Here is a 21,869-nt window from a genome sequence, read left to right on the forward strand (position 1 = left end):
GTAGAAATGAGTTACGGATCCGGACGGACTTCCCGAGGACACGGTCCTCGCAGATCAGAAGGATTCGCGCACAGCCGCCGAGTACCCACGTGCGACCTTTGCCGTCGGGAGGCACAGCGGGTCCAGCACCTAGGAGCAGGACACCGCTATACAAGACTTCACGCTTGGTAACTCGGTTGGATGTGGAGCTAGTTGCGAGCGGCCCAGTCGAGGCAGTAACCGACTGGGCCGTATCGTTGCCCGCCGCAGGCCCCTGCGGCCCCTGTGTCCGAACTGACTGGGAATGCTCGGCGGCGGCTGCAAGAATGGGCCTCGATGAGCACGATCGCACCGGGCTGGTACCCGGACCCCGCCGACCCGGCCACCCAACGCTACTGGGACGGCGGCGCCTGGATCGGCAAGCCCGTCCCCGCCGGTGCCGAACCCCCCGCCGAACCCGAGCCGCTCGAACCCGAACCGCTCCCCGAGTCCCCTTCGGACCCCGCGGTGCAGACCCTGCCGCGCGACCCCCGCTACGGCGACGGCCCGCCGCCGCGCGTCATCCAGCGCACGCCCGGCGCCGTCCAGCCCCTCGACACGGTCCCCATCCGGTCCCTGGGCGTCACCATCGGCTGGATCTCCCGCCCCGACGTGAGCCGCATCCTCGGCGGCCGCGTCCTCGCCCACCCCGGCCAGCGCTTCGTCGCGCGGATCGTGGACGTGGTGTGCATGTTGGCGCTCAACGCCGTGGTGAACGGCTATTTCCTGTACCTGTTCGTGAACGAGTCGCTGCTGCCGTACTTCTCCGACGTGCTGGCGGCGGGGGAGGGCGGGGCGCAGGACGTGGCGGTGCCCTCGGCGTTCAACGAGCAGTTGACGGTGGTGCTGCTCATCGCGTTGGGCCTGTGGTTCGCGTACGAGGTGCCGGCGACGTTGAACACGGGGCAGACGCTCGGCAAGCGGCTCATGGGGATCAAGGTGGTGTCGCTGGCGCCGGTGGCGTTGGGCTGGGGGCGGCTGCTGCTGCGGTGGGCGTATGCGGCGCTGCCGTTGATCTGCTTCCCGTTCGGCGCGGTGCTGTGGATCCTGGACGGGATATGGTGCATTCGAGACCAGCCGTTCCGCCAGTGCCTGCACGACAAATCCCCCGGCACGGCCGTCGTCGACGCGAGTTCGGTCGACGCGGGCACTGCGGAGGCGCACCCTGATAAGGAGTCCTCATGACCAAGCCGATCCGCGACGAGCTGCGGCAGATCCCGCTGTACGTCCCCGGCAAGGCGATCCCGGACGCCGTCAAGCTCTCCAGCAACGAGGTCCCATACGGGCCGCTGCCGGGGGTGGCCGAGGCGATCGCCTCGGCGGCGGGCGACGTCCACCGCTATCCCGACCTCGCGGTCGTCGCGTTGCGCGACGCCCTCTCCCGGCGCCTCGGCGTCGATGCCGACCGTCTCGTGACCGGGACGGGTTCGGTGGCCCTCATCGGGCACCTGCTCCAGGCGATCGGCGGGCCGGGGGGCGAGGTCGTCTATTCGTGGCGCTCGTTCGAGGCGTATCCGATCGCGGCGACGGTGGCGGGGCTGCGGAGTGTGCGGGTGCCGAACACGGCCGACCACCGCCACGACGTGGAGGCGCTCATCGCCGCGGTGGGCCCGGACACGCGGGCGCTGATCGTGTGCAGTCCGAACAATCCGACGGGGCCGGCGGTGACGGCCGCGGAGCTCGACCGGATCTTTGAAGCCGTGGACGAGTCGGTGCTCGTGGTCGTCGACGAGGCGTACCGGGAGTTCGTGACCGATCCGGATTGTCCGGACGCGGTGGAGCGGTACGGGGACCGGCCGAACGCGGTGGTGTTCCGGACGTTCTCGAAGGCGTGGGGCCTGGCGGGGCTGCGCGTGGGCTACATGGTCGCGGCGCCGGAGGTGGCCGAGGCGGTGCGGCGGTGCGTGATCCCGTTCGCGGTCAACGGTGTCGCGCAGGCGGCGGCGTTGGCGGCGCTCGATGCGGAGGGGGAGATGCGGCGCCGTGTGGCGCTGGTGGCCTCCGAGCGGAAGCGGACGGTGATGGCGGCGCGGGAGCTGGTGCCGGAGGTGCCGGATTCGGAGGCGAACTTCTTCTGGCTGCCGCTGGGGGACCGGACGGTCGAGTTCGCGGCGCACTGCGAGGGGCTGGGGCTGCTGGTGCGGCCGTTCGCCGGTGACGGGGTGCGGGTGACGATCGGTCTGCCCGAGGAGAACGACGCGGTGCTGGAGGCGTTGCGGCGCTTCGTGGAGGCGGGCCGCTGAGGTAGTGCTCGAGGGTCCGGGCGCCGTGGGCGCCCGGGCCTTATTTCGCGGCGCGCTCGTTCTCGGAGCAGAAGGCCTCGTACATCTCGGCGAGGGTCTGCTTCTGCTTGGAGGTGAGTTCGCGGTCGGTGGCGATCGCCAGGGGCGTCGCGGAGCCGTTCTCGGGGGTGAACCCGGCGCGGAGGTACATGATCGGGGTGGTCATCCGCAGGGCGAGTGCGAGCTGGCGCAGGACGGCGCCGCTGGGGCGGCGGACGCCGCGTTCGCCCTGGAGGTAGGGGTTGGAGACCCCGGCGGAGTCGGAGAGCTCGCGGAACGAGACGTGGGCGCGTTTGCGCACGTCCCGGACGAATGAGCTGAAGTCGCGATCTGTCACCCGCGTCACCATACGCGCCTTCGCCCGGGTCCGCCACCCGCCCCTGCCTGGGGGTCCCGGTATTCGGTACCACCAGCCGACACGGCCCTCACCCGATCAGAGGAGGCGAATCGGACTCGCGGAAGGGTTGCGTCTCAACCGCTCGCCGTCGCGTGAAGCCAGCCGATACCATCGGAGGTCGACGCGGCTATTTCGGGATGCGTCGCCGTTTCGGTTGACGTCAGACGAGGAGGAGAACCGGTGAGCGTTCTGCAACGCTTGGAAAAACAACTGGAGGGCCTGTTCGAGGGCACCTTCAACAAGATGTTCAAGGGCGTTGTGCACCCGGTCGAGATCGCCAGCGCCATGCAGCGCGAGGCCGAGACCCACAAGGCGGTCCTCGCCGGCGGTCGCGTGCTGGTGCCGAACCGGTACGTCATCGACCTCTCCCCGCCCGACCACGACCGCCTCGCGCCGTACGCGGCGGCGCTGGCGCAGGAGCTCGCGCAGTCGCAGGCGGAGTTCATCGGCGAGAACGGCTGGACGGTCTACGGCGACGTGATCGTCGAGATCGAGCGCGGCGAGGGCCTGGACACCGGCATGTTCCGTGTGACGGCCGAGGTCGCGGCGTTGAACGAGGGTGTGGACCAGCCGGTCTCCGGCGGCGGTTACGGTCCCGCGCAGCAGCAGGCGCCCACGGGCCCGGTGCTGGTGACCGCGGACGGGCGCCAGTTCACGGTGGCGCACGGCGCGACGGTGATCGGCCGCGGTGAGCAGGCGCAGATCCGGCTGCCGGACGTGGGCATCTCGCGCCGTCACGTGCGCGTGGACTTCGACGGCCGCCAGGTGTCGGTGACCGACCTCGGTTCGACGAACGGCACGCTCGTGAACGGCCAGCGGATCGCGACGGTGAGCATGCAGCCCGGTGACGTGATCCAGATCGGCACGACCTCCCTGACGCTTCAGGCCGGCTAGTTCCCGGCCGACCGGCACACCCCGTCCGCGCCGCGGGCGGGGTGCCGTCGCGTCCGGGGCCGGTTCGGGACGGTGCGCAGCGGTCGAGACGTCCAGGGCCCCAAGCCGGTAGCGGTCGGATGACCGGGCGGTTCCGGCGGCTCGCCGCCTCGCCCGTGTCGACGTGGGCTACCGTGTCCTGGACCGATCGTTCGTCCGCGGGGAGCGCCGAATGCCTGAGATAGTCCAGACCGTCGCCCGGTTCGGGTTCCTGGTGCTGCTGTGGCTGTTCGTGTTCGCGGCGGCCCGGACGATCACCAGGGACCTGCTCGCGCAGCGCCGCCCGGCGGCGGCCGGCCCGGCCGCGGGCCCGGTCTCGGCGCCCCCGGCCTCGGGCCGCGGCGCCCGCCCCCAGGCGCCCGCGCAGACGGCCCAGTGGCTGGTGGTGACCACCGGCGAGCTGGCCGGGCGTCGCTTCGTGCTCTCGGGTCAGCCGATCACGATCGGGCGCGCCCCCGATTCGACGATCGTGATCCGCGACGACTTCGCGTCGAACCGGCACGCCAGGGTGCTGCCGGTGGACGGGCAGTGGATGGTCGAGGACGTGGGCTCCACGAACGGCACGTACCTGGGGCGCGCTAGAGTCACCAGACCCACGCCTGTCCCGCTCGGAGTGCCCATCCGGATCGGGCGTTCCTCCTTCGAGTTGCGCCCTTGAGCTGGTGACACGGCGATGTCGGCATCCAACGGCGGGCGTGCCCCGCGCTACGGCGGTTGAATCATGAGTTTGCACCTGCGATACGCGGCCATCTCCGATCGCGGGGTGGTGAGGCAAGGGAACCAGGACTCGGTGTTCGCCGGGTCCCACTTCGTGGCGGTCGCCGACGGCATGGGCGGCATGGCCGCCGGTGACCTCGCCTCCGCGATCGTCGTCAACACGATCGCCCGGCTGGACGTGCCCCCGCCCGCCGACTCGGTCGTGGACGAGCTCGCCGACGCCGTCGCCGACGCGAACCGGGCGATCCGCCGCGTCGTGGCCGACGACCCGCAGAAGGAGGGCATGGGCACCACGCTCACCGCCCTGTGGTTCGACGGCGAGTGGTTCAACCTCGTGCACATCGGGGACTCGCGGGCCTACCGGATGCGCGACGGCGGGTTCGAGCAGATCACCGTCGACGACACGTACGTGCAGATGCTCGTCGACGAGGGCCGCATCACCGCCGAGGAGGCCGAGCGGCACCCGCAGCGCTCGCTCCTGCTGCGCGCGCTCGGCGCCTCCGAGGTCGAGCCGGCGTTCCAGACCCTCAAGGGCGTGCCCGGCGACCGGCTCCTGCTGTGCTCCGACGGCCTCTCGGGGCCGGTCTCCGACGCCGACATCGCCCGGACCCTCCAGACCGCGGCCTCGCCGCAGGAGGCCGCCGAATCGCTCGTCCAGCAGGCCCTGGACGCGGGCGCCCCCGACAACGTCACCGTGCTCATCGCCGACGTCGTCGAAGAGGACCCCGGGGACCAGCGCCCCATCATCGGCGGCGCCGCCGCCGACGCCCGCCTGGCCGAGTCCGACACGGCGGTCCTGCGCGCGATCCAAGCCGAGGAGGAGGGGCCCGAAGAGGCCCCCGACGCCGAAGAGGAACCCGCCCCGAAGAGCCGCAGGCGCGGGCGCGTGTGGCGCACCATCCTCGCCTGCCTCATCGTCCTGGCCCTGGCCGCCGGCGGCGGCGTGTGGTGGATCCGCACCCAGTACTTCGTCGGGGTCTCGGATGCGGGCAACATCAGCATCTACCGGGGCCTCCCTTTTGAGGTGGCCGGCCTCCAGGCCGCATGGCTGGAGGTCGAGTCGGCCCGCCCCGCCGAGGACGCGAACGACGCCGAGGAGGCCGACCTCCAGGACGGCATCACCGCCGACAGCCTCGCCGACGCCGAGGCCGAACTCGACGACCTCGTCGACCCGGCCGCGACGAACACCCGCCTCGACCCGATCTGCGCGAGCATCGACGCCGAGTCGGTCCCGGCCGCCGCGAAGGACTGCCGCGACGACTGAGCGTCACCGTTGTAGGCTCACTGCGACCGGACGGCCGGGCGCCGGGGACCGAGCGCGCTGGCGCGCAAGCACTGTTGCCGACTGAGCGACGGTCCTCCGCACGGGGCCCGGGACGCGCACCATCCAGAGTCGATCCGAGACGCGAGGGGAAACGATGGCCCAGCCCATGTCGGCCACCGCCCGGCCGGTGGGGCCGTCCGAGCCGCCGCTGACGCCCCTGGCGGGCATGCCCAAGCGCATCGGCCGCGAAGTGACCATGCTGCTCATGGCCGGCGTGGCGGTGTTCCTCTTCCAGCTGTCGATCGACGTGGCGCTCACCGACACGACCACGTCGGTCACCTACCTGCTGCCGCTGGTGTGGTTCATCGTCACCCTGTGCGCGTGGGCCGCCGTGAAGTTCCTCGCCCCGAACGCCGACCCGCTGTTCGTGCCGATCGCCGCGTTCCTCACCGGCATCGGCATCGTCTTCATCAGGCGCCTGGACCGGACCGCGATCCGCGAGGAGGCCCTCCCGGCCGACGCGGGCGTGTTCGCCGGGCAGGGCGGGCGCCAGCTCATGTACTACATGGCCGCGGTCGTGCTGCTCACGGTGTTCCTCGCGGTCGTGCGCAACCACCGGGTGCTGCGCGGCTACGCGTACATCCTGCTGTTCGCGGGCATCGCGCTGGCGGCGCTGCCGGGCTTCCTTCCGGCCTCGATCTCCTCGTCGGGCGGTTCGAAGAACTGGATCCGGTTCGGCTCCTTCTCGATCCAGCCCAGCGAGTTCGCCAAGCTCATGCTGCTGATCTTCTTCGCGGTGTACCTGGTGCGCAAGCGGGACATGCTCTCGGTGGCGGGCAAGAAGATCCTCGGGCTCCAGCTGCCGCGCATGAAGGACCTGGGCCCGATCGTCATCGTCTGGGCCGCGAGCCTGCTCATGCTCATCATGGAGCGCGACCTGGGCACCTCGCTGCTGCTGTTCAGCATCTTCCTGTCGATGCTGTACATGGCGACGCGGCGGGCCTCGTGGATCCTCATCGGCCTCACGATGTTCATCGGCGGCTGCATCGCGATCTACCCGTTCTTCGGGCACCTCCAGACTCGCGTCGCGATCTGGTCCGACCCGTGGGCGTACGTCGGCGACCCGGTGAACGACTCCTACCAGCTCGTCGAGGGCCTGGTCGCGATCAACACCGGCGGGCTGCTGGGCACTGGCCTCGGCGCGGGCAACCCGAACCGCATCCCGGCCGCCGAATCGGACTTCATCCTCGCCGCGATCGGCGAGGAGGCCGGGCTCATAGGGCTCATCGGCATCCTGCTGCTGTACGCGGTCCTCGTCGAGCGCGGTTTCAAGACCGGCATCATGTCGCGGGACCTGTTCGGCAAGCTCATGGCCGGCGGCCTCGCGTTCCTTGTCGCGTTCCAGCTGTTCGTCGTCTTCGGCGGCGTCACCGGGCTCATCCCGATGACCGGCCAGACGACGCAGTTCCTCGCCGCGGGCGGCTCCTCGCTCGTCGGCTCCTGGCTGCTCATCGGCCTGCTCGTGCGCGTCTCCGACGACGCCCGCAAGCCCTGGCAGGCCTCCTTCGGCCTCCAGAAGACCGAGGCCCCGCCGGAGTTCCTCGCCGAGCAGGCCGCCAAGCGCGCCGCCGAGGAGGCCGCGAAGGCCCAGGCGGCGGGAGTGGCCGACTCCGGGCCGATTCCCGGCGGCGACCAGCCGACCGAGCTCATCATCCCCGGGCATCTCCAGGGCGGCCCGGGCACCGGGACCGTGGAGGAGGACGTGGTCGGCCCGCTCCCCGGCTCGCCCCCGCCGTACAGCCCGCCCGGCTCCCCGCCCTACGGCCCCGGCTCCACCGGCAGCCCGACGACCGAGCGGGCCCCGCAGACGCCGCCCCCGCCGCCGGAGTCCTCCTACGGGCCCGCGAGCGGCCCCGGCCTGCCGACGCGGCCCGCCCCGCAGTCGCCGCAGCGACCGCCGCAGGGCCCCCCGCCTCCGCCGCCGTCCGTGTTCGGCACCCCGCCCCCCGACCCTTACCGCAGTCCGCCGCCGTCCGGCGGCGACCAGAAGAAGGAGGGCGGCGAATGAACCCGGCCCTGCGCCGCATGGGCGTCATCGCGCTGATCCTGCTGGGCGCCCTCATCGCCCAGGTCACCTGGGTGGGCTTCTTCCACCACGAGGACTACGAGGGCCAGGCCGCGGGCCGGACCCTTCTCGACGAGTACGGGGTGCCGCGCGGGTCGATCTACGCGGGGGACGTGCTCATCGCCCAGTCGGTCCCCACCGAGAACTCCGACTACGGCTACCAGCGCGACTACCCCGAAGGCGACTACTTCGGGAACATCACCGGGTTCAAGTCGCTCATCTACGGCGTCTCCAACATGGAGGCCGCCGAGAACGACCTCCTCTCGGGCACCAGCTCGCTGCTCGCCTTCGACGACTTCTGGGCCACGGTCCTCAAGGAGCGCAAGCCGGGCGGGGACGTCATCACCACGATCGACGCCGACCTCCAGAAGGCCGCGTACGACGCCATCGCCGAGACCGGCGTCAACGGCGCGGCGGTCGTCCTCGACCCGCAGACCGGCCGCATCCTCGCGCAGGCCTCCTACCCGGGCTGGAACCCGACCGAGGTCTCCTCCAACGACGGCGACACCGCGACCGCCGCATGGGAGGCGGTCATGAACGAGGACGAGGACCAGCCGGCGTTCGACCGCTCCCGCCAGGGCCACTACCCGCCCGGCTCGACGTTCAAGACCATCGTCGCCGCCGCGTTCATCGAGAACGGCGGCAGCGCCGACTCGATCGTCAAGGCCGGCAACTCCTACACCGCGCCGGGCACCGACCACGAGATCACCAACTCCAGCAACCAGTGCCCTGCCGAGGAGATGACCCTCGAAGAGGCGTTCGCGAAGTCCTGCAACACCACCTTCTCGCGGATGTGCGTCGAGGAGCTCTCCGTCGAGGACATCCAGGAGACCGCCGAGGCCTTCGGCTTCGGCGAGGTCTACGAGACCCCGCTGTACTCGGCCGAGTCCGTCATGGGCGACATCAGCGAAGACGCCTTCCGCGCCCAGGCCTGCATCGGCCAGCAGGAGGTCCGCGAGACCGTCCTCCAGAACGCGCTCATCGCCGCGACCATCGCCAACGACGGGGAGCGCATGGCCCCCCAGCTCGTCGACGAGCTCACCGACTCCGCCGGCGAGACGGTCCAGAAGGGCGGCGAGGAGTCCCTGGGCCGCTCGATCAGCAAGGACACCGCCGAGCAGCTGCGCATCATCATGGAGGCCGTCGTCGACTACGGCTCCGGCTCCAACGCCCAGATCGACGGCTACACCGTCGGCGGCAAGACCGGCACCGCCGAGCACTCCGAGGGCGCCGAGGGCTCCGAGGCCCCGCACGGCTGGTTCCACGGCTGGGCCATGGGCGAGGACGGCGAACCGGCCGTCGCCGTCTGCGTGTTCCTCGACTCCTACGGCGACGGCGCCTCCGCCCAGGCCGCCGAGATCTCCGGCGACCTCATGCAGCAGGTCCTCGACGGTCCCGCGGACTGACCGTTCGGTGAACATCAGGGACCGGGTACGACACGGTTCCCTCACGATCCCCGCACACGGCAACCCCGGCACCCGCTCTGACGTGGATATAGGGCGGATCGACGCCGCAGGCGCCAGGCGGCCTGACAGTAGACTGAACCGTCGACCCCCGGAGAGATGAGGAGACGCCGTGTTGAGCCCCGATATGCTCCTCGGGCAACGCTATCGCCTGCGCGAACGCATTGCCGTGGGCGGTATGGGCGAGGTCTGGCGGGCCGAGGACACCGTCCTTGAGCGCACCGTCGCTGTCAAGGCCATGCTCCCCTCGCTCCTGAGCGAACCGGGCTTCGCGCAGCGGTTCACCGCCGAGGCCAAGACCGTCGCCGCCCTCACCCATCCCCACATCGTCAACGTCCACGACTTCGGCAACGCCGACCTGCCCGACGGCCAGACCACCGCGTACCTCGTCATGGAGTTCGTCGAGGGCAAGTCCCTCGCCGACCTCATCGCCGCGCGCGGACGCATCGACGCCCGCGAGCTCATGCCCATCATCGCGGCCACCGCCGAGGCCCTCCAGCAGGCCCACGACCGGGGCGTCATCCACCGCGACATCAAACCGGGGAACATCCTCGTCCGCGACCGGGACGGCCAGGCCGTCCTCACCGACTTCGGCATCGCCCGCTCCGGCGCCTCCGGCGACCTCACCCAGACCGGCGCCGTCATGGGCACCGCCTCCTACATCGCGCCCGAGCAGGCCGAGGGCACCGGCGTCCTGCCCGCCTCCGACATGTACTCCCTCGGCGTCGTCGCCTTCCACGGCCTCACCGGGCACCGGCCCTTCCAGGCCGAGAACCCCATCGAACTCGCGCTCCACCACGTGCGCACCCCCGCCCCGCCGCTGCCGCTCGACGTCCCGCCGGGCGTGCGGGCCTTCGTCGAGCGCGCCATGGGCAAGGACCCGCACCGGCGCTTCGCGACCGCCGCCGACATGGCCGCCGCCGCCCGCGTCGCCGTCGACGCGCCCGGCGCGACCTCCGTCATGCCCCCCGTCGGCGCGCTCCCGCAGCGCGCTGGCGTCGTGACCATGGGCGGCCCGCCCGCGGGCGTCGCCGAGCCCTCCCTGGTCCCGCGACAGGGCTCGCACCCCGGTTCGCCGCCGAGCATCAACCTCGGCGCCGTTCCCCCCGCTCAGGGCTCCAGCGCCCCGAACAAGAACTTCATCAAGGTGCTCATCGCCGTCGGGGCGCTCGTCCTGGTCGGCGGTATGGTGGTGCTGCTGATGAACCTCCCCGGCGGCGACGACCCCGAGGGCGGCGAGAACACCACGCCCGACACCAGCACTACGCAGGCCGAGGAGGACACCTCGCCCGAGGAGCAGACCTCCGGACCGGACGAGGGCGCCGAGACCACCAAGGGCGGTGGCGTGGGCGAATGCCTGCCCGGGGCCGAATGCAACGACCGATAGCGGGTTTTCCGGGCCCGCGCTGCCACTAGAATCAACCCGCGATGAACGGAACACGAGGACGTAAAACGCGATGACGACAGAGCCCCGCCTGCTCGGCGGCAGATACGAGATCGGCGAGATCGTCGGCTACGGCGGGATGGCAGAAGTCCACCGCGGCCGCGACCTCCGACTCGGCCGCGACGTCGCGGTGAAACTGCTGCGGGCCGACCTGTCCCGCGACGAGTCCTTCCTCATCCGGTTCCAGCGCGAGGCCCAGAACTCGGCGTCCCTCAACCACCCGAACATCGTCGCCGTCTTCGACACCGGCGAGGACGCCGGCATCCCGTACATGGTGATGGAGTTCGTCAACGGCCGCACCCTCAAAGAGGTCCTGCTCGCCGAGGGCCGCTTCGACCCGGCGGCGGCCTGCGAAATCGTCGCCGACATGTGCTCGGCCCTCGACTTCAGCCACAAGCACCACATCATCCACCGGGACGTCAAACCCGGCAACGTGATGCTCTCGGACACCAACCAGGTCAAGGTCATGGACTTCGGCATCGCCCGGGCCCTCGCCTCGAACCAGGCGACCATGACCCAGACCAGCGCGGTCATCGGCACCGCGCAGTACCTCTCGCCCGAGCAGGCGCGCGGCGAGACCGTCGACGCCCGCTCCGACGTGTACGCGGTCGGCTGCGTCCTCTACGAGCTCCTCGTGGGGCACCCGCCGTTCACCGGCGACAACCCCGTCTCCGTCGCCTACCAGCATGTGCGCGAGGAGGCCCGCCCGCCTTCGGAGCTGAACCCGAACATTCCGGCGTCGGTGGACGCCGTGATCATGAAGGCCCTCGCGAAGAACCCCGAGAACCGGTACCACTCGGCCGGTGAGATGCGGGAAGACCTCATCCGCGCCGCCCGCGGCCAGGCCGTCATGGCCCCCGCCGTCATGGGCGTGGCCGACCGGACCCAGCTCATCGACGGCGACTCCACCGCCCCCATCACCCCGATCGCGACCTCGTCTTCGAAGCGCCGCCCCTGGCTCATCGCGCTCGGCGTGATCCTCGCGCTCGTGGCGGTCAGCGCCGCGACCTGGGGGATCATGAAGGCGATGAACGAGGCCGCCCTGGTGACGGTGCCGACGGTGATCGGCCTGTCCGAGGAGGACGCCACGGCCGAACTCACTTCGAGGGACCTCGAAGTGAAGGTCGAGACCGAGGTCGCCGACGACCCGAAGAACGATTCGATCGGCAAGGTCATCGACCAGAACCCCGACCCGAGCGACGAGGTCGAGCAGGGCAGCGAGGTCACCATCACGATCATGACCGCGCCCGACAAGGTCGAGGTCGAGGACGTGGTCAACGAGCTCTACGACGACGCCGAGGCCACCCTGATCGACCAGGGCCTGACGGTGGACCGCCAGAACGTCGCCAGCACCGAGCCCGAGGGCACGGTCCTCAGCCAGGACCCCGAGGCCGGCGAAATGGTCGACCTCAAGACCGAGGTGGTCCTCACGGTCTCCTCCGGCGGCCAGGCCACGGTGCCCGACGTCTTCGGCATGACCGTCGATACGGCGACCACGACCCTCCAGAACTCCGGTTTCGAAGTCGAGGTCGTCTGGGGCGACGGCGGTGACACCCTCGGCGTCGTCTACGACCAGAGCCCCGGCAAGGACTCCACGGAGGAGAAGAACTCCACGGTGACCATCACCGCCAAGGGCGTCCCGGTCACCTGGGACGCGGCCACGACCCCGACGGACCTCCAGACCGCCCTGTCGACCGCGGGCCTCACCGCCACCGTCGACGGCGACCCCGAAGCCACCGTGATCGAATCCGTGACCGGCCCCGACGGCCCCCTCACCAGCGGCGACGTGGTCGCCCCGGGCTCGGAGATCACCATCGTCCCGGTCGCCGAAGACGGCGGAGGCGGCGGCGACGAAACCGAGACGCCCACAGAAGACGAATGCGGGATCACCAACCCTGAAGACTGCTGAACTCGGACAAGAAGCCTTACAGAGGGCCCCACCGTCTCGCGGTGGGGCCTTCGTCATTGATCGGTGGCTGTCCGGTCGCATTGGGTCGGACTCAAAGAGGGCAGCGACGAAGAGGTGGGAGTCATCCCGGGGCCCGGCGGCGGCCGTGAGGTCCGCTCATAATTGCGGTCCAGTGCGCCATCGATTCCCTCCGTTGTATTGCGGGGCAAGGCAGTCGACGGCAGACATTGACTATCCTCTATGGAATATTCACTCCTTCAGGTGATGACACTACGAGGTCACCCTGTCACAATTGATCTAGTACGTAGAAACGAAAACCACCCAAGCATTCGAGAAGATGGAAGCGAGGCGAGACCACCGATGAGCACCTGCACCCCCACCCGGACGGCTCCCGCATTCGCCTCCAACCCCGACCGCTCCGCCAAGGCCCAGGCGATCCGTTCGACCCTCGACGCGGCCGCCGCAGGCATCAACGCCTTCCATGTCGAGGTCCTCACCTCGGTGATCGACATGAAGAACGCGAACCTGCACCGCTCGGCGTTCGGGTTCTCCGCCCTCCGCGACCTGTTGGTCTCGCAGTTCGACTTCACCTTCAACACCGCGGGCTCCATCGCCGTGATCGCCCGACTCTCCCGCAAGTTCCAGGTCCTCACCGAGGCGGCGACCACCGGGGCGGCTCGAATCGATCAGGTCGCCTACGCGATCCGGCAGCTGGACCAGACTCCCGCGATGCGCCTGTTCGCCAAGACCCCCTTCAGGACTCCCGCGCCCTCGCCCTTCGACTCCGAGACCCTGTGCGCGACGCCTGAGGCGATGGTCGCCCAGTACGCCCAGCACGCCACCTTCAACGACCTCCGTCGGCACCTGAACGAACTGTGGGCCTCCATCGCCGAAGAGGCCGAACTCTTCGACGGCCTCGGCGAGCAGTCCCTCCAGCGCTTGGAGTTGTCCGAGACCGCCAACGGCATGTGGCACCTCGAAGGGGACCTCTCCGAGACCACCGGCAGGCTCCTCGACAAGTACCTGAAGACCGCCTGCCCTCCTCCCCGCCAGGACGAGAAGGACGCAGACGAGGTCCTGCCCCCGCAGGCGAACCGCCACGCCGAGGCCCTCCATCAGCTCCTCGCGGGCTACGGTTCCTCTCCCGAAGCGGCCACCCGCCACGGCCACACCGCCACCCTCGACCTCACCGTGGACATCGAGACCCTCCGCGGCGACGACACCGGCCGCCTGCCCCTCCTCGAAGGCAAGCCCATCTCGGTGGCTCAGGCCCGTCTCCTCGCCTGCGAAGCCGGGGTAATCCCCTCCGTCTTCGACTACGAGACCGGCGAAGCCATCGAACTCGGCCGAGCCCTCCGCCTCCCCAACACCGCCCTCCGCCGCAAGCTGGAGCTTGAGCAACCCGAGGGATGCGCTTGGGAGGGTTGTGACCGGCCTGTGGCTTGGACTGAGGCGCACCATGTGGTTCATTGGGCGAATGGCGGACTGACGGACGCCGCCAACCTGATCCTGCTGTGCCGCTTCCATCATGGCCGTGTACACACCGCGGGCTGGACGGTCGAGAAGACCGGTCCCGGCCGGGCGGTCATCACCCACCATGAGGGTCACGACCTCCGGGGCCATGAGGGCCGGGCGGGTGGCGACTCGGAGGGTTGCGGGTGTGCGGACTGGCGGGGCGATTCGGATATGGATGCGGAGAACCGTGAGGCCGCATGGGATCTGTTCCCGACTGGGCTCTACCGCGCTGAATGGTCGGAGCGGATGACGCCTGATCTCACCGGCTTCGGCGACCTGATCGAATCCGGTCGGGCGGTCAAGGCTGCGAAGGCGGCCAGGGCCAGGGCGCGTGAGCGATTCAAGGCTGACGAGGTCAGGCTTACACCGGCGACATCGGTACCTGAGGTGCCTTCATGGACACCGACTCCTGTGAGGATGACGCGGCCGCCTGGACCGGTGGACTACGGGGAGCCGCCGTTCTTACCCTGCCCCAGTGGGCGACTGCTGGGGGGATGGCGCCGCACTTCATGATCGACCAGATCGATCGAACGCCGCGCAGCCCGCGCCCCCGACGGGGCCGGGCCCCTCAGCATGTCAAGATGCCGACGAGCCCGGGGACGGACGCCGACCGTCCACCGCCCCAAAGCCACAAGCGCTGCCCGCCCCAACCCTCCGCTTTCGTCGCCGCCCGCTTTGACATCGAGCAATCGCAACCGTGAAGCCGCAAGCGCCGCCTGCCCGCCTCGTTGCTCTTGTCGCTGCCCGCCTTGACTCCGAGCATCCGCAACCGTGAAGCCGCAAACGCTACCCCGGCCATCAGCCCTCCCCTTGTCGCCGCCGTCTTTGAGCCCGAGCATCCGCGAAGTCAGAGGCCCACTCCCCAGGTGTTGGGGCTGCCACGGCTGCCCCGCCCGCGAATCGGCGGCCCGCGACCGCACCGCCCTCGAGGCCTTCCTCCTCACCCGCTACGCCGACCGCCGCACCGGCCCAGACTCCACATCGATCGGGTCAACCTTCTTGGAGCGCAACGATGTTCGAGCGGCGTAAGCGCGACATTTCCGCCGGGCCCCACTCGGGCATGCAGAAGGGCCCCGGCCGTTGTCTCCGGCCGGGGCCCTTCATCTCTCGGAAGCCGCGCTGACCCGCCTCGGTCGTGCGCGGCCGCGGGACGGAATCGGGGATCCCGCCGCCGAGTTTTCGGCCCCCTGGAGCGAGCAGCGTCTCCAGGGGGCGCGATCAGGTGGCCCCTACTTGGGCTCGATGCCGCCTTCGAGGATGCGGACCATGATCGGGTTGTCGAAGAAGATGTCGTTGAGCTCGTAGCCGGCCGGGTCGATCGACTTGACCCGGGCGCCCTCGATGCCGTACGACACGCGCTGGTTCAGGAACAGCGGCAGACGCGGCAGGGTCTCGTTGAACACGATGCCCAGCGTCTTGTTCGCCGCGGCCTGCTCCTCCTCGGTGCCCTTCTGGGACTGGAAGTACAGGTCCTCGATGTTCACGGTGCCCTGGCTCGGGGACTCGACCGCGTCGACCGGCAGGCCCATGCCCATCGCGTCGGCGGTGAGGCCGTTGTCGGTGAACCAGGTCATCTGCCAGGAGCCGTAGACGTAGGGCACGAACGGGTTCGCCCACTGGCGCACCGCGATGTCGAAGTCGCCCGCGGTCCAGATGCCCCACGGGTTGTCGTCCGGCACGTTCGCGTACTTCACGGCCAGGCCGAACTCGGACAGCTGGTTCGCCGCCTGCTCGCCCGAGAGGGTGAAGTCGGTCCAGCCCTCGACGCCGATGATGGTGTACTCGGCGAGCTTCCCGTCCGGCTTGTGCCAGCCGTCGGACTCCTTCTTCCAGCCGGCCTCGGTCAGCAGCGACTCGGCCTTGGCGTGGTCGGCGGAGTAGTACTCGAGCTCGACGTCGTCGAACAGGCCCTCGGCGTGCGGGTCCGGCAGACCGGTGTAGGTCGCCGGGATGTAGTAGCCGCCCGCGCCCTTGGCGATCTCGCCGATGACCTCGGGGTCGAAGACGTACTGGATGGCCTTGCGCACCCGCACGTCGGCGAACTCGGGGAAGCGGTCCTGGTTGAGCATGAGGCCGATGCCGTCGTAGCCGGGGGTCGACAGCTCGACGAGCCCCTCGACGCCCTCGATGGAGGAGCGGTCGGTCGCGCCGAGCACCTGGGTCGAGTAGTCGACCTCCTTGGCCAGCAGGAACTGCACCGAAGCGGCGTTGTCGCCCTTCTGGACCTCGATGGTCGAGAACTTCACGTTGTCGGCGAACAGGCCGTCCTCGTGCACCTCGAAGGTCACGACGGTCTCGCCGACCTCGCCGAACTTGTAGGCGCCGCAGGTGATGAACCCGCCCTCGGCCTCCAGGAAGTTCTCGGCCGCGATCTTCTCCGACAGCGCCGACTGCTCGGGGTCGCCCTGGACCTTGCCGGCCAGCACGAGCGTCTCGGCCTCGTCCATCCACTCGCCGTAGCGGGCGTGCGGCAGGATCTGGGCCTTGAGCGCGCCGTGCTCGACACCGGTGAAGACGTCGCTGTAGGTGACGGTGACGGTGGTGTCGTCGTCGGCGGTCGCCGAGACGAGCTGGTCCCAGCCCACGGTGCCCTGCGCGGCGTTGAGCTTCTGCAGGTAGATGGTGCCGACGACGTCCTTCGAGGTGAGGGCGTTGCCGTCGGTCCACTTGATGCCCGAGCGCAGCTTGATCGTCAGGACCTTCTCCGCCAGTTCGACCGACTCGGCCAGCTGCGGGATCCACTCCTGGGTGTCCCAGTTCAGGATCGCCGGGCGGGGCACGAACAGCTCCGCGACCGGCGCCGACGTCAGCAGCGCGGCGTTGTTGATCGCCGCGTTGTAGTGCTGCGTGGTGATGTCGAACGGGTACACGTAGACGAACTTGCCGCTGGCGCCTTCGTCGTCCGAGCCGCCCGCCTGGCAGGCACCGAGAACGCTCGTGGTCGCAACGGCGCCGGCACCGATGCCGACCGCCTGCATGAGCCTACGTCGGCTGAGCTCGAATTGCTGAGAGGTCATCGCCGCTTCCTTTCAATGTAGAGGGCAATAAACGAGATGAGGATGAGGAACAGACCGAGACCCGCCGTCAAGGTGGTGACGGCGAACTCCGCGGTTCCGGTGGACAGGGAGAGCAGCAGGAGCCCCGCCGCGAGGGGCAGCAGGACCCCCGCCGCAAGCCCCGTGCGGGCGATCAGGCCGACCATGCCGCCCCCCGAGGGGTTGGTGGATCGTCCACCGGAGTGGTGGGCGCCGGACGCCGCGAGCCGGGTACGGCGTCGAACGTCAGCGTCCGGTCGGCGGCCCCTTGACCAACGGCCGCCGGCCGGACGGAGCCCCGCTTGAGGTCGCGTGCGACCACGTGGCAGGACACGCGCCGGCCCTGGGGCCGGGCGCCGTCGCCCGCGCGGTCGGCGAGCGTCAGAGACGGCTCCGCCGAGTCGCACAGGCCCGGTTCGAATGCCGGGCACCGCGGGTGGAAGGCGCATCCGGCGGGCAGGTCGGTCAGTGACGGGATCTCCGCCGACCGCAGCTGCACCGCGGACTGGTTCGCCCTCGCGAGGTCCGGGTCCGGTTCGCACACGGCGCCGATGAGCGCCTTCGTGTACGGGTGCTGCGGGTTCCCGATGACCTCGGGGGTGGGGCCGTGTTCGACGACCTTCCCCAGGTACATCACCGCGATCTCCCCGTCCCACGCGAAGTACTTCGCGACGGCGAGGTCGTGGGTGATGAACAGGAACCCGACGTCGAGCTCGTCGCGGAGCCGACCGAGGGTGTTGAGCAGGCTCACCCGGATCGAGACGTCCAGCATGGAGGTCGACTCGTCGCAGATGAGCAGCTCGGGGTTCATGGCGAGCGACCGGGCGACGTTGACGCGCTGGCGCTGCCCGCCCGAGAGCTGGTGCGGGTAGGAGTCCAGGTAGGACTCCGGAGGGGTCAGCTCGACGAGCTGGAGCAGCTCGGCGGCCTTGAGGCGCGCCTCGGTGCGGTTCTTGACCATGCCGTGGCGCTTGAGGCCCGCGCTGAGCGTCGAGAAGACGGTGCGCGTGGGGTTGAGGGCCGCGTACGGGTCCTGGTGGATGTACTGGACGGAGCGGCGGTAGGCCGCGCGCTCGGACCCGTTCATCGCCGTCAGGGCCTTCCCGCGGAACTCGACGGTGCCGGCGGTGGGGCGCGTCAGGCCGGCCGCCGCGCGGGCGGTCGTGGTCTTGCCGCAGCCGGACTCGCCGACCAGGCACAGGACCTTGCCGGGGTTCACCTGGAGGTCGACGCCGCCGACGGCGGCCACGGGGCCCTTCTTGGTGTCGAAGACCTGCTCCAGGCCCGACAGCTTCAGCAGCGGGGCGTCAGACACGGCTGGTCTCCTTCGGCGAGTCGTTGTGCTTGCGGTCGAGTCGGACCCGGTCGTGGTGGAGGCACGCGACGGCGTGGTCCATCGCCTGGGGGCGCTCGGTCAGCAGCTCCAGCGGGACGCGCTCGCCCTGGCAGGCGGCCGTCGCGAACTCGCACCGCGGGTGGAAGGCGCAGCCGGAGGGCATGGCCTTGAGGCTCGGCGGGAACCCGGGGATGGACTCCAGCGCGGGGCGGTCGCCCTTGACGGGCATGACGGCGTTGATGAGCCCGGCGGTGTACGGGTGCTTGGGCGTGTAGAAGATGTCGCGGGCCGAACCGGTCTCGATGATGCTCCCGGCGTACATGGTGGCGACCCGGTCGGCGAGCTCGGCGGCGAGGCCGAGGTCGTGGGTGATGAACACCATCGTGAACCCGAACTTCGCGCGCAGCTCGTGGAGCTGCTGCACGATCGAGCGCTGGGTGAGCAGGTCGAGGGCCGTGGTCGGCTCGTCGAGGACGAGGACCTTCGGGTCCAGGGCGATGGCGAGCGCGATGAGGGCGCGCTGCTTCATGCCGCCGGACAGCTCGTGCGGGTAGGACTGGAGGACGCGGTCGGGGTCGAGCCGGACGGTCTCCAGCAGTTCCCCGGCGCGGGCCTCGACGGCGGCCTTCGTCCACTTCTTGCCGTCGCCGCAGTCGTGGTCGCGGAGGGTGTCGGCGAAATGGTCGATGATGCGGATGACCGGGTTGAAGGCGTTCATGGCGCCCTGGAAGACCATGGCGGCCTCGTTCCAGCGGAAGCGCCGCAGCTGCTCCTTCTTCATGGCGAGGAGGTCCTGCGTGGAGCCGTCCTTGAGCCGGTAGGTCAGGGAGCCGGAGGTGATCTCGCCGAGGTTGGGCAGCAGTCGCAGCAGGCCCAGCCCGAGGGTGGTCTTGCCGCAGCCGGACTCGCCGACGAGCGCCAGGGACTGGCCCTCGTAGAGGTCGAGGTCGATGCCGCTGACGGCGGTCACCGACTCCTTGCGGCCGGTGCGGTACGCGATCGAGAGGTCGCGGACGCTGAGGATCGGTTCGGTCATATTCTCACCTTTCCCGGAGGCGCGGGTTGAGGGCCTGGTCGAGGCCGCGGCCCATGGTCACCAGTCCGACCGTGAAGAGCACGATCATGACCAGCGGCGCGATGACGTACGGCAGCGTGACCGGGTTGAGGTAGAAGTTCTGGCTCCACGAGTTGTGGATCATCAGGCCCCAGTTCGGCGTGCCCGAGGGCATGAGGCCGAGGACGAAGAGGCCGACGATCGCGTAGATCGCCTGGTTCACCGAGATCACGAAGTTGACGAAGATGAAGCCGGCCATGTTGGGGAGGATCTCGCGGAAGACGATCCTGGCCCCGCCGAGGTTCTGGAGGCGGGCGGCCTCGACGAACTCGCGCTCCTTGAGGGACATGACCTGCGCCCGGATGGACCGGAACAGGAAGGCCCACATGGTGGAGCCGACGACGATGGCGATGCCCCACGGCGGGATGTTCTCGAAGAACGCGACCACGGCGAGCATGAGCAGGAACTGCGGGATGGTCACGGTGACGTCGGTGAGCTGGAGCAGCACCGCGTCGATGCGGCCGCGGTAGTACCCGGCGATGGAGCCGAGGGCGACGGCGACGAACACGGCCATGAGGGCGGCGAGGGTGCCGACCCAGATCGGTTCGGCGCCGGAGTTCACCAGGGTGATGAACGTGTCCTTGCCCTGGTACTCGGTGCCGAGCCAGTGCTCGGCGGAGGGCTCGGCCCAGATGTTGGTGGCGTCGACCGGGTTGTCCTTGCTGACCACGAGCGGGCCGATGAAGGAGAAGCCGACGATGAGCAGGACGAGCAGGGTCCCGGCGAAGCCGGCGGGGGAGCGGGTGAGCCCGGTCCACAGGCGGCCGAAGAAGGTCTCCCCGCGCTGCTTGTGCGGCGTCGTGACGGCCGCGGCGTCGATGGCGGTCATCAGGCGTCCTGCCCTTCGGTCTTGATGCGGGGGTCGATCTTGACGAGGACCAGGTCCACGATCAGGCTCGCGATGACGACCGAGGTGGCGAGGATGATGACCGCGGCCTGGACGACCGGGTAGTCGCGGTCGGAGATGGCGCTCATGAGCATCTGGCCGACGCCGGGGTAGTCGAGGATCTGCTCGATGACGATGGAGCCGCCGACGAGGGTGCCCATCTGGAGGGCGACCTGGGGGATGACAGGGAGCATCGCGTTGCGGCCGACGTAGCTGCGGGAGATGCGGCCGGGCTTGAGGCCGCGGGCGCGGGCCACGGTCACGTAGTCCTCGGTGAGGACCTCGGTGGTGGCGGCCTTCATGTTGAGCAGGAAGGAGCCGGTGGCGGTGAACGCGAAGGCGATGATCGGCAGGATCGCGTGGTAGAGCGCGTCGCCGAAGAACACGGGGTCGAAGCCCGGTTCGACGCCGGCGGTGACGCGGCCGCGCATGTCCAGGAACGGCAGGATGCCCAGGACGGTGTAGCCGATGACGACGACGGCGGCGATGAGGATGTAGTTCGGCACGCCGGTGAGGAAGGAGCCGATGGAGGTCATGGCGTGGTCGAAGGCCGAGCCGCGGCGGTAGGCGGCGGCCATGCCGATCGAGAGGCCGATGACGGTGGCGAGGACGATGCCGGCGCCGACGGCGAAGAGCGTCCAGGGCAGGTATTCCATGACGTGGTCGAAGACCGTCTTGCTCGGGCTGGTCAACGAGTTGCCCATGTCGAGGGTGACGAGGCCCTTGAGGAAGTCGAGGTACTGCGCCCACACGCTGGCGTCGGGGTCGTAGTTGACGATGTTCGCCGCGGTGGCGAGCGCCTGGTCGTGCGACATGCCCGCGGAGTTGAGGCGCCCGGCCATGATCTCGATGGGGTCGCCGGGCATGAAGTGCATGAGCAGGAAGGTGATCGTCGAGACGAGCCAGATGACGAACACGGACTGGAGGATGCGCCGGAAGGCGTAGGAGGTCCAGACGCGTCGCATGACGCCTGAGGCGGTGCGCCCAGGGGGCGCCGCGGCCGCCGCGCGCTGCTGCGGCGGGGGTGCGGTAGGTGCAGTCACCTTGGTGCACTCCTTCGTGCGCTAGTCGAAATCACGGCTCGCAAGCGTCGCCGTAGACGGGTGATCCGAAGCCGAAACAAATTGGAAAGATTGTTTCTAGTTAACGAACCTACCTGTCGTGACCCCGGGCACGCCAGCCTTGAGACGGAATCGTTACGTTGAACTTCAGTGAACGTTTTCCCTGGTCTCATCCCACGCCCTTCCGTCGACGGTATCGGGGCGACCGCCCGCCGATTCCGTCATCGCGCGCGCACGGAACGATTCCGGGCTGTGATGACCGGCAATGGGTCCGTTCGGGTGAGGCCGCGTGATCTGAACGTCCCCGACGGGCGGACGCGCCCGCGCAGCAGGCGTGCGCGCGGCGGCTGTGACCATCGACTCCCCGGGC

Annotated in this window: 17 protein-coding genes; 10 read left to right on the plus strand and 7 right to left on the minus strand. The window is 69.8% G+C overall.

Translation table 11 applies throughout. The features are described 5' to 3' along the window. Nucleotides 1-315 precede the first annotated feature (315 nt). Nucleotides 316-1,203 (plus strand): RDD family protein, encoded by an 888-nt coding sequence (locus E9998_RS13580; RefSeq protein ID WP_136530241.1) that lies wholly within the window; start codon nucleotides 316-318, stop codon nucleotides 1,201-1,203. Continuing rightward, nucleotides 1,200-2,261 carry a histidinol-phosphate transaminase gene (locus E9998_RS13585; RefSeq protein ID WP_136530242.1) on the plus strand — a complete coding sequence of 354 codons (1,062 nt, stop codon included), beginning with the start codon at nucleotides 1,200-1,202 and terminating at the stop codon, nucleotides 2,259-2,261. Before E9998_RS13580 ends, E9998_RS13585 begins: the two co-directional genes overlap by 4 nt. 40 nt (nucleotides 2,262-2,301) lie before the next feature. Here E9998_RS13585 and E9998_RS13590 read toward each other — a convergent pair whose 3' ends face one another. Beyond that, complete coding sequence (locus E9998_RS13590) at nucleotides 2,302-2,637, minus strand: helix-turn-helix domain-containing protein (protein WP_204745431.1); 336 nt, start codon at nucleotides 2,635-2,637, stop codon at nucleotides 2,302-2,304. A 240-nt stretch (nucleotides 2,638-2,877) separates the two neighbouring features. Between E9998_RS13590 and E9998_RS13595 the strand changes: the two genes are divergently transcribed. The 8 genes from E9998_RS13595 to E9998_RS13630 all read left to right on the plus strand — a co-directional run bounded on the left by E9998_RS13595 (nucleotide 2,878) and on the right by E9998_RS13630 (nucleotide 14,580). Beyond that, nucleotides 2,878-3,591, plus strand: a complete 714-nt coding sequence (locus tag E9998_RS13595) for an FhaA domain-containing protein (protein ID WP_136530244.1) — start codon at nucleotides 2,878-2,880, stop codon at nucleotides 3,589-3,591. 211 nt (nucleotides 3,592-3,802) lie between these two features. Beyond that, nucleotides 3,803-4,288 carry an FHA domain-containing protein FhaB/FipA gene (locus E9998_RS13600; protein ID WP_136530245.1) on the plus strand — a complete coding sequence of 162 codons (486 nt, stop codon included), beginning with the start codon at nucleotides 3,803-3,805 and terminating at the stop codon, nucleotides 4,286-4,288. 105 nt (nucleotides 4,289-4,393) lie between these two features. After that, nucleotides 4,394-5,611, plus strand: a complete 1,218-nt coding sequence (locus E9998_RS13605) for a PP2C family protein-serine/threonine phosphatase (protein WP_158299801.1) — start codon at nucleotides 4,394-4,396, stop codon at nucleotides 5,609-5,611. A gap of 154 nt (nucleotides 5,612-5,765) precedes the next feature. Continuing rightward, nucleotides 5,766-7,679 carry an FtsW/RodA/SpoVE family cell cycle protein gene (locus E9998_RS13610; protein ID WP_136530247.1) on the plus strand — a complete coding sequence of 638 codons (1,914 nt, stop codon included), beginning with the start codon at nucleotides 5,766-5,768 and terminating at the stop codon, nucleotides 7,677-7,679. After that, nucleotides 7,676-9,142, plus strand: a complete 1,467-nt coding sequence (locus tag E9998_RS13615; protein WP_136530248.1) for a penicillin-binding transpeptidase domain-containing protein — start codon at nucleotides 7,676-7,678, stop codon at nucleotides 9,140-9,142. Before E9998_RS13610 ends, E9998_RS13615 begins: the two co-directional genes overlap by 4 nt. A gap of 169 nt (nucleotides 9,143-9,311) precedes the next feature. Next, nucleotides 9,312-10,586: a serine/threonine-protein kinase gene (locus E9998_RS13620; protein WP_136530249.1), complete on the plus strand. Its 1,275-nt coding sequence runs from the start codon at nucleotides 9,312-9,314 to the stop codon at nucleotides 10,584-10,586. Between the two features lie 70 nt (nucleotides 10,587-10,656). Next, nucleotides 10,657-12,552: a Stk1 family PASTA domain-containing Ser/Thr kinase gene (gene pknB, locus E9998_RS13625; protein WP_136530250.1), complete on the plus strand. Its 1,896-nt coding sequence runs from the start codon at nucleotides 10,657-10,659 to the stop codon at nucleotides 12,550-12,552. Nucleotides 12,553-12,912: 360 nt separating this feature from the next. Continuing rightward, nucleotides 12,913-14,580, plus strand: a complete 1,668-nt coding sequence (locus tag E9998_RS13630; protein WP_158299802.1) for an HNH endonuclease signature motif containing protein — start codon at nucleotides 12,913-12,915, stop codon at nucleotides 14,578-14,580. Between the two features lie 716 nt (nucleotides 14,581-15,296). On the opposite strand, the gene E9998_RS13635 is transcribed toward E9998_RS13630, so the two are convergent. Genes E9998_RS13635 through E9998_RS13660 form a run of 6 tightly spaced genes read right to left on the minus strand, consistent with a single transcriptional unit; the run spans nucleotide 15,297 to nucleotide 21,481 of the window. Then, the gene (locus tag E9998_RS13635) at nucleotides 15,297-17,084 is read right to left on the minus strand and encodes an ABC transporter substrate-binding protein (protein ID WP_136530252.1); all 1,788 of its coding nucleotides are present in this window, start codon (nucleotides 17,082-17,084) and stop codon (nucleotides 15,297-15,299) included. Beyond that, nucleotides 17,081-17,269 carry a hypothetical protein gene (locus tag E9998_RS13640; RefSeq protein ID WP_136530253.1) on the minus strand — a complete coding sequence of 63 codons (189 nt, stop codon included), beginning with the start codon at nucleotides 17,267-17,269 and terminating at the stop codon, nucleotides 17,081-17,083. The genes E9998_RS13635 and E9998_RS13640 overlap by 4 nt, the downstream gene beginning before the upstream one ends. Continuing rightward, complete coding sequence (locus E9998_RS13645) at nucleotides 17,257-18,417, minus strand: ABC transporter ATP-binding protein (protein ID WP_204745432.1); 1,161 nt, start codon at nucleotides 18,415-18,417, stop codon at nucleotides 17,257-17,259. Before E9998_RS13645 ends, E9998_RS13640 begins: the two co-directional genes overlap by 13 nt. Beyond that, the gene (locus E9998_RS13650; RefSeq protein WP_136530254.1) at nucleotides 18,410-19,474 is read right to left on the minus strand and encodes an ABC transporter ATP-binding protein; all 1,065 of its coding nucleotides are present in this window, start codon (nucleotides 19,472-19,474) and stop codon (nucleotides 18,410-18,412) included. Before E9998_RS13650 ends, E9998_RS13645 begins: the two co-directional genes overlap by 8 nt. Nucleotides 19,475-19,478: 4 nt before the next feature. After that, entirely contained in the window at nucleotides 19,479-20,381 is a 903-nt protein-coding gene (locus tag E9998_RS13655) for an ABC transporter permease (protein ID WP_136530255.1), read from the minus strand. Further along, nucleotides 20,381-21,481, minus strand: a complete 1,101-nt coding sequence (locus E9998_RS13660; protein ID WP_240037610.1) for an ABC transporter permease — start codon at nucleotides 21,479-21,481, stop codon at nucleotides 20,381-20,383. The genes E9998_RS13655 and E9998_RS13660 overlap by 1 nt, the downstream gene beginning before the upstream one ends. Between the last annotated feature and the right edge of the window lie 388 nt (nucleotides 21,482-21,869).

The organism is Glycomyces paridis (assembly GCF_004912155.1).
GTDB lineage: Bacteria > Actinomycetota > Actinomycetes > Mycobacteriales > Micromonosporaceae > Glycomyces > Glycomyces paridis.